The sequence below is a fragment of the Streptomyces sp. NPDC047130 genome (genome assembly GCF_040643475.1).
GTDB lineage: Bacteria > Actinomycetota > Actinomycetes > Streptomycetales > Streptomycetaceae > Streptomyces.
The window spans coordinates 41,989-55,862 of sequence record NZ_JBEYUK010000017.1 but is presented as its reverse complement, the minus strand read 5'-3'; the positions used below and the strand labels follow the sequence as shown (position 1 = coordinate 55,862).

The window sequence follows — 13,874 nt, the reverse complement described above, 5'->3', positions numbered from 1 at the left end:
ACGAGTCCTTCGAGGTCAGGGACCCGTTCGCGGGGCCCGCGGTCGACCTGGCGGCCCGTCACCGCCAGCGCCAGCAGGTCTTCGGACTCGGGTTCCTCCGGTACGGGCGCCTTCCCGGAGCGTCGCTCCAGTGGCTGCGCTGCGCTCACCGCGCCCACGCGTGCCCGACCGTCACCCTCACCGCTGCGCGTCAGTCCCGGAGTCGCACCGGGTTCCCTGACCCCACCTCGTGGAGTTCGACTGGCCCGATGAGCCTACCGTGCCGTTCCGGGGCCGTGGGCGGGGGCCTGCTCCGGGGTCGCCGTCGCGCCGGCGGACCCCGGCGCCGAAACGAGCCCGCGCCGGTACCGCCCCGCACGGCGATGCCACGGCACCGGCGCCGCCGCCGGCCCCGGCCGCTCCCGTCGGTCCTCGTCACGGGGCGCGGGCCCGCCGAGCGGGCCTCGGCCGCGCTGATCTGCCGCAGGGGTTCGATCCCGGCCCGGTGCAGGTCCTCGATGGTCGACTGCCAGGATCCGCGCTGCGCCGGTGAGGAGGCGGCCCACATCCACGGACCCCGGCGGGTTCACCGGCCTGTGGACCGCCCTGGAGATCCTGCGCCGGGCGCCCGGCACCGACATCGTGCTCCTCGGGGCCGACATCCGCGGTGGCGGGGCCAGCGGAGCCGACGCGGACTACCTGATGCCGATGTGGGCGCGGTTCAGCAGTCTGCTGGCCCTCGGCGGCCCCGAGGAGGCCCGCCGGATCGGTGAGGCGTCCGCCCAGGCCGTGGACGACATCCTGGCCCTCGCGGACGAGCACGGCATCGACATCGAGTACCGCCGCGCCACCTGGGCGGCGTTGATCCGGGACTTCCTGACGTCGGTGGTGGAGGCCCCGGGCCGCGTACAGGGGTGACGCGGTCCGGGGAGTCGCCTCCCGGGTTGGAAGGGGCGGCCCGGGAGGCACGAGCGTGGCGGTCGGCCGGCGGTCTAGCCGAGTCGGCCGCTCTCCGGGGCCCGGCCCAGGGCGACCACCAGCAGGGCGGCGAGTGCCAGGCCGCCGCCCAGCCACATCACGGCCTCGATCCCGCACCGTCCGCGGTGAGTCCGCCGACCAGGGCGCCCAGCGCGATCGCCCCGTTGAAGACCCCCACGAAGAGAGAGGACGCCGCCTCGCGGGCCTGTGGCGCGGCCGCCGGCAGCCAGGTCTGGGTGCTCACCGACACGCCGCCGTACGAGATGCCCCACACCGCGAGCAGCACACCGGCCGTCAGCAGCGAACCGCCGAGCAGCGGCAGCAACCCCACGGTGGCCGCCAGGACGAGGGCGATCAGCAGGACCGTGCCGCGCGGGGAGCGGCCCGCGCCGGCGCCTGCCGCGAAGTTCCCCAGGACGCCGGCGACGCCGTAGACGAGGAGCAGGGTGCCGATCATCGTGGGGCTGACCCCGGAGATCTCCTCCAGCGCGGGCCGTACGTACGTGTAGGCGGCGAAGTGGCCGGTGACCAGGAACGCCACCACGGCGAGCCCGGTCGCCACCCGCGGGTTGCCGACCAGCTTCAGCACACCGCCGAGCCGGATGTCCTGCTCGGCCGGGAGTGGCGGCAGCAGGGCCGCGAGCGCGATCAGGACCACCACGGCGAGGACGGCGATGACGACGAACGCCGTTTCCCAGTCCGCCAGTTCGCCGATGTACGTACCGGCGGGGACGCCCAGTACCGAGGCCACCGCGATCCCGCTGAAGATGAGTGAGGTGGCCGGGCCGATGGAGGTCCCGGACACGAGCCGCACGGCGAGACCGGCGGCGACCGCCCAGACCACGCCCATGCCGATGCCGACCAGGACGCGGGCGATCATCATCACCCCGAAGTTGGGGGCCCACGCCGCGAGCAGGTTGCCCAGCGCGAGCAGCGCCATCATGGAGCACAGCAGCACCCGACGGTCCAACCGGCCGAGCAACGGTGTCAGCAGCGGCGCGGAGAGCGCGCCGACGAGACCCGTGACGGTGAGGGTGAGCCCGGCGGTCCCCTCGCTCACTCGGAGCGCGTCGCCGATGGGGGTGAGCAGCCCCACCGGCAGCATCTCGGAGGTGACCACCGTGAACGTCGCCCCGGCGACGGCGGCGACCGCGGGCCAACCGCCGCGTCGTCCCGCCTGCCCCTCTCTTGGTGCCTTGCCTGTGACTTCCTCTGTCTGTGCCATGCAACCAGCCAACCCTCGGGGCCGTCCGGGAACAACGGCCAATCCCTCATCCTTCTATGAGTGGGATTACTCGATCGGGTTGAGGGGGCCGGGATTCCGTGAGCGGTATCGAGATCCGCGAGCTGGAGGCGTTCCTCGTCCTCGCCGAGGAACTGCACTTCGGCCGGGCGGGCGAGCGACTGTACGTCTCCCAGAGCAGGGTGAGCCAGCTGCTGCGTGCCTTGGAGGGACGGATCGGCGCCCCGTTGGTCGAGCGCACCAGCCGCCGGGTACGGCTGACCCCGCTCGGGGAGTCCTTCGTCGGCAGTCTGCGGCCGGCGTACGACGGGCTGCGCGCCACCCTGGACGAGGCGCGGGCCGCCGCCCGGGCGCAGGCGGGCGGGGTGCTGCGGATCGGTTTCCAGGGCACCGTCGACGACTACCTCGCCCAGGCGATGGCCCTGTTCGAGGAGGAGTGCCCGGGCTGCGTCCTGGAGCTGACGGAGATCCCGCTGTCCGACCCGTTCGGGCCGGTGCGCCGCCAGGAGGTGGACTGCGCGGTGGTGCTCCTGCCGGTGGAGGAGGGGGACCTGGTGCTCGGACCGGTCTTCTCCCGGCAGCCGCAGACCCTCGCCGTCTCCGTCCGGCACCCGCTCGCGGCCCGGAACTCGGTGTCGGCGGAGGAGCTGGCCGACTGCCGGCTCATCGGCGTGGGCACGGGCGGGACGCCCGGCCCCGCGCCCGCGTACTGGCGCCAGGCGCAGACCCCGGACCGCACTCCGGAGCTGCGGCCGATCCCGGCGGGTCCGCTGGTCAACACCCTTCAGGAAGGGCTGAGTCTGACGGCGGCCGACCGGGGCGCGATGCTGCTGTGCCGGTCCACGGCCGACTACCACGGGCGGCGCAACGCCATCACCTTCGTCCCGGTCGACGGACTGCCCCCCTCCGAGCTGGGGTTGATCTGGCACCGCTCCCACTTCCCCCCGACCGCCCTCGCCTTCGCACGGGCGGTGGAGAGCGTCACACGGGTTTCCTCCCCGTGAGTCCTCCGGTGGGGGCCCGCGGCGGGGCGGGCCCGGACCGGACCGCGGCACGTTCCCGGCCGCGGGTCAGGGTGTGTTGAGGAACGAGGCCAGCTCCGCCACGAAGGCGGGCGCGCCGACGGCGGTGGAGTGGTCGCCCGGCACGGTCCTGAGGGTGGCGTCGGGAAGGGCGTCGGCGAGAACCTCGGGCCGGGCGGCGAGCGGGTCGTCCTCGCCCGCGATGACGAGGGTGGGGGCGGTGATCCCGGCGAGGGCGATGGGTTCCTGGTGGATGGCCCGCGCGTGGGCGGCGAGGGCGAGGCGGTCGGCGCCCAGGGCGTCGACGAAGGCCCGGAAGCCGGCCGCGGTGGGGTCGGCCACGGTCGAGGGGTCCTCGGTGGTCAGTGCCTCCACCAGGGCGGGCCCGCCGACGACCCTGCTGTCCACTCCCCCGAGCTCGACGACCGCGGCTCCGACTCCGCCGATCGCCAGGCGGCGGATCCGGGTGTCCCGGGCGGCGGTGAGCAGGCTGACGACGGCGCCCATGGAGTAGCCGGCGAGGTCGTAGGCGTCCTCGTCCAGGAGGTCCATCAGCTCGCGCAGGTCCTCCGACATGCGGCTTTCGCCGTAGCGTTCGGGGTCGTGCGGCTTGCCGCTGCGGCCGTGGCCGCGGGCGTCGAGGGCAAGGACCCGGCGGCCGGTCTCGGTGAGCATCCGCACGATGCCGGGGGCGACCCAGTTGACGTCGGCGTCGGCGATGAAGCCGTGGTGCAGGAGGATCAGCGGCCGGTCGGACTCCGCCTCCCAGAGCTGGTAGTGGATCTCGATGTCGTCGGAGGTCTTGAAGAACGGCATGTCGGGCTCCTTCCCGGTCGGTTCGCGCAGGGCGTCGTCCCGGTGGGCCTCCGCACCGCGACCGCGCCGGAGGGCCGCGGGGACGCGGCACAGGGCTCCGGGGCGGCGGACGGCCGGCCGGTGTTCGTCATCGCCGGCCCTCCGTGGTGCGGCGCGGTCGTCGTCGGCGACCGCCCGGAGTGCCGCGCCGGGTCGGTGTGGTGTGATCGCCTGCGCGCATGCCCGAAGCCTCACACGGGCGGCCGGGCCCGCGCCGGGGTTTCGGTCAGTCGGTCCGGGCGGGGTCCAGCCGGGCGTCGAGGAGGGCGCGCAGCCGGTCCCCGGAGCCCTCCTTGGGCAGCACGGCCAGGCAGGGGGCGGCACGGTCGGCGCCGACGAGCAGGAAGAGGCGCGGGGTCTCCAGGTAGCGGGAGATCTCGGTCCAGGCGAACCTGCGCTGTTCGGCACCGGTGGTGAGGCGCACCCCCGCCTCGTCGAGACGGACCTGCTGCCCGCCGTCGGCGGCGGCCTTGGCGGCGGCGCGTCCCGCCTGGGCGCGGGGCAGGGCCACCAGGGCGAAGAACAGGTAGGCGGCGCCCATCAGCAGGGACAGGAGGGTGACCGAGCCGCCGCGGATGCCCACGGCCATCACCGCGACGGTGAGCACGAGGGTGACGGCGAGCCGTCTGCGCCCGGCCGACGTGCCGCGGGCGTGGGCGCGGTGGGCCTCGCGGAAGTCGCGGGCGGTCGGGGTGTGCCGGAGGTCCATGCGCTCCGCGCGCCGGTTCCGGGGCCGGCCGGGGGCCTGCTGGCTGCTGTCGGGGGTCACGTGCGGTTCGCTGCCTGTTCTCTCGTGCGGTTGCCGGTGGCGGGGCGTCCCGAGGGAGGGACCGGTGGAGTGAGACATGCTCACGCGAGGGAACAAATCGGGCACTCCTGCCTCACCCTCTCCTAGTGTGCCCGTGTGAGCGAGTCCAACCCCCCGCCCGTCGCGCCCGGGCCGGCCCGACGCCTCGACCGGCTCTCGGTGACCGGCCGGGCGACCCTGGCGGGCACCGCGGCCGCCGTCCTGTTGATCCTGGCCATCGTGTTCGGCAGCAGACTGCTGCGGGACTTCGACTCGGCGCTGCTGCCGTACGCGGCGGCCTCCGTCTTCCTCGTCTTCGGTCTGGTGTACCGGTACACCGTGTGGGTGTCGGCGCCGGCCGCGCGCCGCCTGTTCAAGCAGGGCTGGCGCTCCTTCTTCTCGGCGGCGAACTTCCGCCGCGCCCCCACCGCGGTGCCCCGGATGATCGCCACCTATCTCGGCTTCCAGAAGTTCCTGGGGGCCCGGTCGCACGCCCGGTGGGCGGCGCACCAGCTGGTGTTCTGGGGCTGTGTGCTGGCCGCGCTGATCACCTTCCCGCTGACCTGGGGCTGGTTCACCTTCACCTCCCCCACCGGCCCCGGCCCGTCCTACGAGTGGCGCATGTGGGGCGTGAAGCTGCTGACCTTCGACTCGCTGAGCTTCTTCGGCTGGCTGCTCTTCCACGGCCTGGACATCGCGGCCGTCCTGGTGATCGCCGGGGCGTCCTACTTCCTGTGGCGGCGGATGCGCGACCGGGGGGCGATGACCGGGCAGCGCTTCGCCTACGACCTGCTGCCCCTGATCGCCCTGGTGGTGATCTCGGTGACGGGGCTGCTGCTGACCTTCTCCGCCATCTTCCTGCACGGCCAGGGCTACGAGTTCCTGATGGTGCTGCACATGATCTCGGTGGTGTTCACCCTGATCTACCTGCCGTTCGGGAAGTTCTTCCACATCGCCCAGCGTCCCGCGGCCGTGGGGATGCAGCTGTTCAAGTACACGGCGCGGCAGGACGAGAAGGTCTTCACCTGCCGCCGCTGCGGCGAGCCGGTGGACACCGACGCGTACGTGGAGAACCTGCGGGGCACCATGCGCGACCTGCGCCTCGACTTCGACGAGTGGACCGAGTACTGCCCCCGCTGCAAGCGGGTGCTGCGCGGGTCCGCCTATCTCGAGAACGTGAAGAAGGGCTACAAGTGACCCGGCCGACCATTCCGCTCGACCCCACGCTGGCACCCCCGGGGGCGCAGGCCTTCCGTGACGCGGGTGGCATTCCCGCCGACCGGTGGCACGCGGACCAGCGGGGCGAGACGCTGGTGCCCACGCACTGCTGCTTCTGCGGCGTGCAGTGCGGCCTGTACCTGCGGGTGAACGAGGCGGGCAAGGTCTTCGGCATGGAGCCCCGCAACCACGACATCAACCGGATGCGGCTGTGCCCGAAGGGCGTCAACGCCTACCAGCAGGTCAACCACCCCGAGCGGCTGACCGCTCCGCTGATCCGCGCCTCCCGTGACGAGCCGTTCCGCGAGGCGAGCTGGGAGGAGGCCCTGGACTTCACGGCCTCGGAGATCCGGCGCATCCAGGCAAGCTACGGGCGGGACGCCTTCGGGATGCTGGGCGGGGCGAGCCTGTTCACCGAGAAGACGTACCTGGTGGGCAAGTTCGCCAGGGTCGCGCTGGGGACCCGGCACGTGGACTACAACGGGCGGCTGTGCATGGTCTCGGCGGCCGCCGCGAACAAGGCGGTGTTCGGGATCGACCGGGCCGGCAACCCGTTCGCCGACATGCTGGTGACCGACTGCCTGCTGGTGGCCGGCGGCAACATCGGCGAGTGCTTCCCGGTGCTCACCCAGTACGTGTGGGGCGGCCGGGACCGCGGCGCGAAGCTGATCATCGTGGATCCGCGGGAGACGGCGATCGCCCGGACGGCGGACATCCACGTGGCGCTGCGGCCGGGCACCGACTCCGCGTTCTTCAACGCGGTGCTGCACGTGGTGATCGCCGAGGGCCTCACCGACCAGGAGTTCGTCGACGCGCACGCCACCGGCTGGGACGAGGTCGTGCGGTGCGTGCAGGACTACCCGCCCTCTCGGGCGGCGGAGATCTGCGGCATTCCCGAGTCGCAGGTGTACGAGGTGGCGCGGATGTTCGCGGGCGCCGAGAACGCGATGGCCTGCCACGCCCGCGGCATCGAGCACCAGACCCAGGGCGTGGAGAACTGCCTGAGCGTGGTGAACCTGATCGTGGCCACCGGCAACGTGGGCCGTCCGGGCGCCGGTTACGGCACGCTGACCGGGCAGGGCAACGGGCAGGGCGGCCGGGAGCACGGGCAGAAGTCGGACATGCTGCCGGGCGGCCGCGACCTGAAGAACCCGGAGCACCGCCGGCAGATCTGCGAGATCTGGGGCATCGACGAATCGGAACTGCCGGGTGTCGGCACGTCGATGATGGAGATGGTCTGGCAGATGCAGCGCGGCGAGATCCGCGGGCTGCTGGGCGTGTGCAACAACCCGCTGGTCTCGCTCCCCAACCACGCCACGGTGAAGGACGGCTACAACCGGCTGGAGTTCCACGTCCAGCTGGACTTCTTCCTCTCGGAGACCGCCGCGGAGGCGCACGTGGTGCTGCCGGTGACGGTCTGGGCGGAGGACGAGGGGGTGACGGCGAACGCCGAGGCCCGGGTGGTCAAGCACAACAAGGCGCAGGATCCGCCACCGGGGGTGCGCACCGACACCTGGGTGCTGTGCGAGCTGGCGCGGCGGCTGGGGGCGGGCGACAAGTTCGCGTTCACCGGGTCGCGGGACGTGTTCGAGGAGCTGAGGGTGGCGACGGCGGGGGCGCTGGTCGACTACTCCGGCATCACCTACGAGCGTCTGGAGGAGACCGGCGGGATCTCCTGGCCGTGCCCGTCCACCGACCATCCCGGCACCCCGCGGCTCTTCGAGGACCTGCGTTCCTACCACCCGGACGGCAGGATGCACCTGCAGACCGTGGAGTGGCATCCGCCCGCGGACGTCCACACGGAGGAGTACCCGCTGACGCTGACCACCGGGCGGACGGTGGCGCACTTCCTGTCGGGCACCCAGACCCGCCGGCTCGGCGGGCTGGTGGAGCAGACGCCGCGGCCGTGGGTGGAGGTGCACCCCTCGCAGGGGTTCCGCAACGGCGACCCGGTGCGCGTGGTGACCCGGCGCGGCAGCGTGGTGTTCCCGGCGCTGGTGACCGAGGCGATCAGGCCGGACACGGTGTTCGTGCCGTACCACTGGCCGTCGCCGGTGGCGGCCAACGTGCTCACCGTGGACGCGCTGGATCCGCGGTCGCGGATCCCGGAGTACAAGGTGGCCGCCGCCCGGCTGGAGCTCGCCGAACGCCTCGACGAGGTGCCGGCGCCGCCGGTGCCGCCCGGCCGGGAGAGCTACGAGGAGGTCCAGGCCGCGCTGTCGGACGTCCTGCCGCCGTCCGCGTCCCAGGGCCGCGGTACCTCGGAGAGGAGCTGAGCGCCGCCATGATGGGCCGCACGATCTTCATCGACCCGGGGCGCTGCATCGGCTGTCAGGCCTGCGTCTCGGCCTGCCGCGAGTGCGACTCGCACCGCGGCAAGTCCCTGATCCATCTGGACTATCCGCAGGAGGGGCAGTCGGTCGCCGCGCTGCCCACCGTCTGCATGCACTGCGAGGACCCGGTGGCGCCGTGCGCGGAGGTCTGTCCGGCCGACGCGATCCTGGTGACGGCCGACGGCGTGGTGCAGGAGGCGGACACCACGCGGTGCATCGGCTGCGCGAACTGCGTCAACGCCTGTCCGTTCGGTGTGCCGAAGATCGACCTGACGGCGAAGCTGCAGCTGAAGTGCAACCTCTGCTACGACCGCACCTCGTTCGGGCTGGCGCCGATGTGCGCGACGGTCTGTCCGACCGGCGCCCTGTTCTACGGGACGGTGGAGGAGTTGCGGGAGGAGCGGCCCGGGGTGGAGGTGGTGGACGAGTTCACCTTCGGGCGGAGCACCGTGCGCACGGGGGTGGCGATGGTGGTCCCCGCCGAGCGGGCCCGGTGGCCGGTACCGGGCGGGCTGCCGGTCGTGGAGGTGAACGGGGTGGACGTGCGATGAGCGTGACCCAGCAGGAGCCGGAGCCGGGGGCGGACCCCGTGGCGGGCCCGCACGCCGACCGGGAGCACGACGCCGCGCAGGAGGCCATGCGGGACCGGATCACGGCCCACTCCCTGACCACCCGCCGGGACTGCCTGCGCCTGGTGGCGACCGTCTCCGGCGGCCTGGCGGTCGGCGGGGTGGCGGTGGCGGCGGGGGTGCTGCACCGGCACGGGGACAGCGGGAACGAGCAGCCGCCGAGGGTGCGGATCGCGGACCGGATCGAGCCCGGGCAGTCGGTGGCGTTCCGCTACCCGGAGGAGGAGGACCGGGCGGTGGCGGTCCGGCTGGGCGACGGGACGCTGGTCGGCTACTCCGCGGTGTGCACGCACCTGGCGTGCGGGGTGATGTGGCGGGCCGACCGGGGCGACGAGGGCGAGCTGTACTGCCCGTGCCACGAGGGGGTGTTCAACGTGCGGACCGGTGAGGTGACGGCGGGGCCTCCACCGCGGCCGTTGCCGAGGGTGTACCTGACCGAGGAGCCGGACGGCAGCGTGTGGGCGTTCGCGACGGCCCGGTCGGGCGAGAACGTGACCGACGCGCTGTGCCGGCAGTTCCGTCAGCCGGATCTGCGGCGGCAGCTGGGCTGTCCGGGAGAGGGTGAGGACGGGTGAGCGAGGACGCGTCGAGGCGCCGCTCGATCGGGTTCGGGCGCGAGGGCTACCGGCCGGGCAGTGCCCGGCCGTGGCTGAACCGCCCGGTGGACGAGCGCTATCCGCAGATCAGGCCGACCAGCGGGTACGGCGACGGCCGTGTCAGGCACACCGGTCCGGGACCAGGCGCCGGCAGTGAGCAGGAACCGGAGCGCGCGTCGAAGCTGACGGCGCGTCTGGTGCTCGCCTTCTCGGTGCTCGCGGGCCAGCTGTGGGCGCTGACGGTGGTGGTGAACGCGTGGATGGCCGGCCGGGTGGGGACCGCCTGGTGGGGCGCGGCCTTCCTGGTGCTGTCGTTCCTGGTGGTCCTCGGGCTGTGGTGGCTGGACCCGGAGGACCGCTGAGCGGCCGGGCGGGTGACCGCCGTCCGGAGTACTCCGCCGGGCGGGCGGGGGCGGGCGTTCCTAGCGTGGAGGCGTGAATCGATCGAAGGGGCCCGCGCGGGACGCGGCGCAGACGGCCGACCCGGTTCCCGGGGCGGCGTACCGGAATCTGCTCACGGCGACGGTCGGGTTCGCGCTCACCTTCTGGGCGTGGAACCTGATCTCGCCGCTGGCGGGCGAATTCGGTCGGCAGCTGTCGCTGTCCTCCTTCCAGCAGTCGTTCCTGGTGGCGGTGCCGGTGCTGGTCGGGTCGCTGGGCCGGATCCCGGTGGGCGCGCTGACCGACCGGTACGGGGCGAAGGTGATGTTTCCGCTGGTCTCGGCGCTGACGATCGTGCCGGTGCTGCTGGTGATCCCGGCGCGGGACTCCTTCCTCGCCATGATCGCGGTGGGCTTCCTGCTGGGTCTGGGGGGCACCACGTTCGCGATCGGCATCCCGCTGGTGAACTCGTGGTTCCCGCCGTCCCGCCGGGGTCTGGCGCTGGGCGTCTTCGGCATGGGCATGGGCGGTGTGGCCCTCTCCGGCTACTTCACGCCGCGGATCGCGAAGCAGGGCGAGACGCTGCCGTTCCTGGTGGTGGCGGCGGCGCTGGCCGTGTACGCGGTGGCGGCCTTCTTCCTCATCAGCGACCACCCGGGCCGGACCGTGCCGACGGCGTCGCTGGCCTCCCGCCTGGGGCAGGCCTCTCGGCTGCGGGTCACCTGGGAACTCTCGGCGCTGTACGCGATCGGTTTCGGCGGGGTGGTGGCGTTCGGCGTCTACCTGCCGTCGTACCTGAAGACCTGGTACGACCTGAGCCCGACCGACGCGGGCGCCAAGGCGGCCGGCTTCGCCCTGGTGACGGTGGTGTTCCGGCCGTTCGGCGGCTGGCTCTCGGACCGGGTCCATCCGGCGATGGTGACGGCCGGGGCGCTGGCGGTGGTGGCGGTGTTCGCCGTGTTCCAGGCCTTCGACCCCCACCTGTACCCGATGGGCACGATCTGCCTGCTGGTGATGGCGGCGGGTCTGGGCACCACCAGCGGCAGTGTGTTCGCGCTGGTCTCCCAGGTGACGCCGCAGCAGCAGGTCGGTTCGGTGACCGGTGTGGTGGGCGCGATGGGCGGGCTCGGCGGGTTCGTGCCGCCGCTGCTGATGGGCGCCATCTACAGCTCGAAGGGTTCCTACTCCATCGGGTTCATGCTGCTGTCCGACCTGGCGCTGGCGGGCTGTGTGTACGCCTACGGGCGGATGCGGACCCTCAAGCCGTCCGCGTAGGCGGCCCCGGCCCGACGGTCCGTCGGTCAGGCCGGCTCGTCGTCCAGGAGGGCCTGGAGGGTGGTGCGGGCCAGGTTCGACATGACCGGGTTGGTCTCGCGGTAGTACCAGAGGCAGCCGATGGCCTGGGCGAAGGCCCAGCCCTTGCCCCGGTCCCAGGTGGCGTCGTCGACCCCGAGCGCGGCACGGAACGCCTCCCGGGCGGCGGGGGCGAAGTAGTTCCACGCGGGCTGCAGGTCGAGCGCGGGGTCGGCCACGTCCGCCTGGCCGACGTCGATCACCCCGGCGAGCCGGCCGCCGTCGGCGAGCAGGTTGCCGGGCATCAGGTCGCCGTGCGACCAGACGTCCGGCCCGCTGCGGGGGGTGTCGCGCAGACGGTCCCAGAGGCGGGCCAGGGCCTGGGTGTCGATCAGTTCCCGGCTCTCCTCCAGCCCCTGGGCGACGTAGTCGTCGTGGTCGGTGAGGAGCCCGCCGCGGCCCCGGCCGCGGAAGACACGGCCCTCGGCGTCGATGGCGCGGACCTCCCGGACGAAGGCGGCCAGGTCCTCGGCGAAGGCGGTGGAGTCGTGCGCGTCCGACGCGGTGGCGGGGGTGCCGGGGATCCAGCGGTAGACGCTCCACGGGAGGGGGTAGCCCGGTCCGGGCTCGCCGAAGGCGACGAAGCCCGGCGTCGGGATGGTGGTGGCGGCCTCGATCGCCGCGGCCGCCTCGGCCTCCCGCCGGATGTCGTTCAGCGTGGCGTCCGGGTCGTCCCCGAGCAGCCGGAGCCTGGCGACCAGGTCGTCACCGATGCGGAACAACGCGTTCTCGGTTCCGTCGGACGGACAGGCCCGCACCGGCAGGTCCTTCCAGCGGGGGAACCGGGTGGCCACCAGAGCGGCCATCTCCGTCTCGGAGACGGTGAGTTGACCTGTGTGCATGGCGGGTGAGGCGGGCATGGGGGCATTCTTCCGCAGCCGGGGTCACGGGCGCCCCGGGTTTTCCCGCCCTCGGTCCGGGGCCGGGAACCGGCTCGACCTCGACAGGAACGAAGCGGCGGACGCGGTGACGCCGGACCGTCCGGCCGGCGGCCTGTGCGGCGGGCGGGGTGACTGAGGCCCCGCCCGCCGCTTGCCGTGACCGAGAACCGGGTTGCCGCGCGGGCGGCGGTCAAACGGGGGATCTCGGGCGGGGTGCCGGGCCGGCCGGGCGCGGGTGTGCTGCGGGGGGCGGTCGCCGCCGGCCGCCCGGTGCGGCGTGATGGCGTCCTGACGCCCCGTTCGGCCCTCTCCGGGCTGCGGGGTCCCGGGGGTGGTGCCGAGCATGAGGGAATGATCAAAGGCTTCAAGAGCTTCCTCACCCGCGCCGACGTGGTCACGGCAGCGGTCGGCCTGATCGTCGCCCTGGCCTTCTCCACGTTGATCAAGGCCTTCACCGACTACGTCGTCAACCCCGTGGTCGCCCGGTTCCAGGGCGGCACGTCCATGGGGCTGGGCTGGCAGCTCGGTGAGAAGGGGAACGAGTCGACCTACCTGAACCTGGGTGAGTTCATCTCCGCCCTGATCTACTTCGTGATCTTCATGGCGGTGGTGTACCTGTTCATCGTCGTGCCCTACCGGAAGGTGCAGGCCCGGCGGGGTCTCGAGGCCTTCGCCGAGGACAAGCCGGTGAAGACCTGCCCGGCCTGCCTGCAGGACGACATTCCCGAGGCCGCGGTCAAGTGCAAGTACTGCGGCACGGAGCAGCGGGTCGACGGGACCGTCTGAGGGGTACGTTCAGGACGATCAGGGTGAGGTGATTCCCCGGGCCAGCAGGTCCCAGAGCGCGTCGGCATCGGCGTCGGCGTCGCGGGCCTCGTGGTCGGTCCCGCCGACGGCCAGGGCGAACGGGTGGAACAGCACGGCCTGAAGCAGCGTGCCCGCCACGAGGCGGTGGTCCAGGCCGGGCCGCACGGCGCCCTCCCGGGCCGCGTCGTGCAGGATCTCCTCCAGCAGGAGCCGCAGCGGGGCGAACGCCCGCGCCGCTGCCCTGGGGTGGTCGGTCAGCAGCCGTCGTGCGAGCTCGGCCGGGGCGCCGCCGCCCTCGGCGTCGGCCCCGTGCTCGCGGTCGGCGGGACGGGGCCGGCACAGGCGGTGGTAGTCGCGGGTGAAGCGGCGCAGCCGGGCCGCCGCGTCGGGTTCCTCGGCGGTGACCTCCCGGAGCCGGTCCGCGGTTCTGCGCGCCGACTCCTCGAGGAGGGCCAGCAGCAGCTCCTGCTTCCCGTCGAAGTACTGGTAGAAGCTGCGCAGGGACTGGCCGGAGGTCCTCACGACGTCCTGGACGGTGAAGTCCTTGCCCCGTGCCCCGGTGACCAGTTCCAGCGCGGCGTCCAGGAAGCGCCGCACCTTCTCCTCTGCCCGGTCGCGGACCGGGTCGTCCGACCGGGCGACCGCGAGCTCCCGCCGGCCGGGGGTGGGGGTCTGCGGCGACGGGGGCTCCGCTGCTGGGTGGTCCGCTGCCATCCGGTCATTCTCGCACGCGGGGGCAGAGCGTTCCCGGTGTCGGGCCGCCGGTTCCGGCGGGTTTCCGAACGGCCGCCGGCCGGTCCTCCGGCGGCGTG

At 73.2% G+C, this 13,874-nt stretch carries 13 protein-coding genes, 1 pseudogene and 1 riboswitch; of the genes and pseudogenes, 9 read left to right on the top strand and 5 right to left on the bottom strand.

What is annotated here, in order from left to right; genetic code table 11:
- Positions 1 to 54: 54 nt before the first annotated feature.
- A riboswitch (cobalamin riboswitch) is annotated at positions 55 to 260 on the bottom strand.
- 268 nt (positions 261 to 528) lie between these two features.
- Positions 529 to 897 (top strand): FAD-dependent oxidoreductase, encoded by a 369-nt coding sequence (locus tag ABZ836_RS20680; protein WP_361144164.1) that lies wholly within the window; start codon positions 529 to 531, stop codon positions 895 to 897.
- 74 nt (positions 898 to 971) lie between these two features.
- On the opposite strand, the pseudogene ABZ836_RS20675 reads toward ABZ836_RS20680, so the two are convergent.
- Positions 972 to 2,182: pseudogene (locus ABZ836_RS20675) on the bottom strand (MFS transporter).
- Between the two features lie 98 nt (positions 2,183 to 2,280).
- Between ABZ836_RS20675 and ABZ836_RS20670 the strand changes: the two are divergent.
- Positions 2,281 to 3,204 carry a LysR family transcriptional regulator gene (locus tag ABZ836_RS20670; RefSeq protein WP_356133270.1) on the top strand — a complete coding sequence of 308 codons (924 nt, stop codon included), beginning with the start codon at positions 2,281 to 2,283 and terminating at the stop codon, positions 3,202 to 3,204.
- A 66-nt stretch (positions 3,205 to 3,270) separates the two neighbouring features.
- On the opposite strand, the gene ABZ836_RS20665 is transcribed toward ABZ836_RS20670, so the two are convergent.
- Together ABZ836_RS20665 and ABZ836_RS20660 are read right to left on the bottom strand one after the other, a co-directional pair.
- Positions 3,271 to 4,038 carry an alpha/beta hydrolase gene (locus ABZ836_RS20665; protein WP_361144161.1) on the bottom strand — a complete coding sequence of 256 codons (768 nt, stop codon included), beginning with the start codon at positions 4,036 to 4,038 and terminating at the stop codon, positions 3,271 to 3,273.
- A gap of 265 nt (positions 4,039 to 4,303) precedes the next feature.
- On the bottom strand, positions 4,304 to 4,846 hold the full coding sequence (locus tag ABZ836_RS20660) for a YcxB family protein (protein ID WP_361144158.1): 543 nt from the start codon (positions 4,844 to 4,846) through the stop codon (positions 4,304 to 4,306).
- 135 nt (positions 4,847 to 4,981) lie between these two features.
- Between ABZ836_RS20660 and ABZ836_RS20655 the strand changes: the two genes are divergently transcribed.
- The 6 genes from ABZ836_RS20655 to ABZ836_RS20630 all read left to right on the top strand — a co-directional run bounded on the left by ABZ836_RS20655 (position 4,982) and on the right by ABZ836_RS20630 (position 11,296).
- Positions 4,982 to 6,061 carry an MFS transporter gene (locus ABZ836_RS20655; protein ID WP_361144155.1) on the top strand — a complete coding sequence of 360 codons (1,080 nt, stop codon included), beginning with the start codon at positions 4,982 to 4,984 and terminating at the stop codon, positions 6,059 to 6,061.
- Positions 6,058 to 8,358: a molybdopterin oxidoreductase family protein gene (locus ABZ836_RS20650; RefSeq protein ID WP_356133262.1), complete on the top strand. Its 2,301-nt coding sequence runs from the start codon at positions 6,058 to 6,060 to the stop codon at positions 8,356 to 8,358. Before ABZ836_RS20655 ends, ABZ836_RS20650 begins: the two co-directional genes overlap by 4 nt.
- 8 nt (positions 8,359 to 8,366) lie before the next feature.
- The gene (locus tag ABZ836_RS20645; protein WP_361144152.1) at positions 8,367 to 8,966 is read left to right on the top strand and encodes a 4Fe-4S dicluster domain-containing protein; all 600 of its coding nucleotides are present in this window, start codon (positions 8,367 to 8,369) and stop codon (positions 8,964 to 8,966) included.
- On the top strand, positions 8,963 to 9,619 hold the full coding sequence (locus ABZ836_RS20640; RefSeq protein WP_361144150.1) for a Rieske (2Fe-2S) protein: 657 nt from the start codon (positions 8,963 to 8,965) through the stop codon (positions 9,617 to 9,619). The genes ABZ836_RS20645 and ABZ836_RS20640 overlap by 4 nt, the downstream gene beginning before the upstream one ends.
- The gene (locus ABZ836_RS20635; protein ID WP_356133256.1) at positions 9,616 to 10,002 is read left to right on the top strand and encodes a hypothetical protein; all 387 of its coding nucleotides are present in this window, start codon (positions 9,616 to 9,618) and stop codon (positions 10,000 to 10,002) included. The genes ABZ836_RS20640 and ABZ836_RS20635 overlap by 4 nt, the downstream gene beginning before the upstream one ends.
- A gap of 73 nt (positions 10,003 to 10,075) precedes the next feature.
- Entirely contained in the window at positions 10,076 to 11,296 is a 1,221-nt protein-coding gene (locus ABZ836_RS20630) for an MFS transporter (RefSeq protein WP_356133254.1), read from the top strand.
- Positions 11,297 to 11,322: 26 nt separating this feature from the next.
- Here ABZ836_RS20630 and ABZ836_RS20625 read toward each other — a convergent pair whose 3' ends face one another.
- Positions 11,323 to 12,234, bottom strand: coding sequence for an aminoglycoside phosphotransferase family protein (locus ABZ836_RS20625; protein ID WP_361144146.1), 912 nt, complete (start codon positions 12,232 to 12,234; stop codon positions 11,323 to 11,325).
- 372 nt (positions 12,235 to 12,606) lie between these two features.
- Between ABZ836_RS20625 and ABZ836_RS20620 the strand changes: the two genes are divergently transcribed.
- Positions 12,607 to 13,041 carry an MscL family protein gene (locus ABZ836_RS20620; RefSeq protein ID WP_356133251.1) on the top strand — a complete coding sequence of 145 codons (435 nt, stop codon included), beginning with the start codon at positions 12,607 to 12,609 and terminating at the stop codon, positions 13,039 to 13,041.
- Positions 13,042 to 13,059: 18 nt separating this feature from the next.
- Here the strand turns inward: ABZ836_RS20620 and ABZ836_RS20615 are convergent, their stop codons facing one another.
- On the bottom strand, positions 13,060 to 13,776 hold the full coding sequence (locus tag ABZ836_RS20615) for a TetR family transcriptional regulator (protein WP_361144143.1): 717 nt from the start codon (positions 13,774 to 13,776) through the stop codon (positions 13,060 to 13,062).
- Positions 13,777 to 13,874: the final 98 nt, after the last annotated feature.

Bases quoted from the DNA above. Each gene is read 5' to 3' on its own strand.
- ABZ836_RS20665 (WP_361144161.1), bottom strand. From the start codon at position 4,038: ATGCCGTTCTTCAAGACCTCCGACGACATCGAGATCCACTACCAGCTC.
- ABZ836_RS20645 (WP_361144152.1), top strand. From the start codon at position 8,367: ATGATGGGCCGCACGATCTTCATCGACCCGGGGCGCTGCATCGGCTGT.
- ABZ836_RS20640 (WP_361144150.1), top strand. From the start codon at position 8,963: ATGAGCGTGACCCAGCAGGAGCCGGAGCCGGGGGCGGACCCCGTGGCG.
- ABZ836_RS20625 (WP_361144146.1), bottom strand. From the start codon at position 12,234: ATGCCCGCCTCACCCGCCATGCACACAGGTCAACTCACCGTCTCCGAG.
- ABZ836_RS20620 (WP_356133251.1), top strand. From the start codon at position 12,607: ATGATCAAAGGCTTCAAGAGCTTCCTCACCCGCGCCGACGTGGTCACG.
- ABZ836_RS20615 (WP_361144143.1), bottom strand. From the start codon at position 13,776: ATGGCAGCGGACCACCCAGCAGCGGAGCCCCCGTCGCCGCAGACCCCC.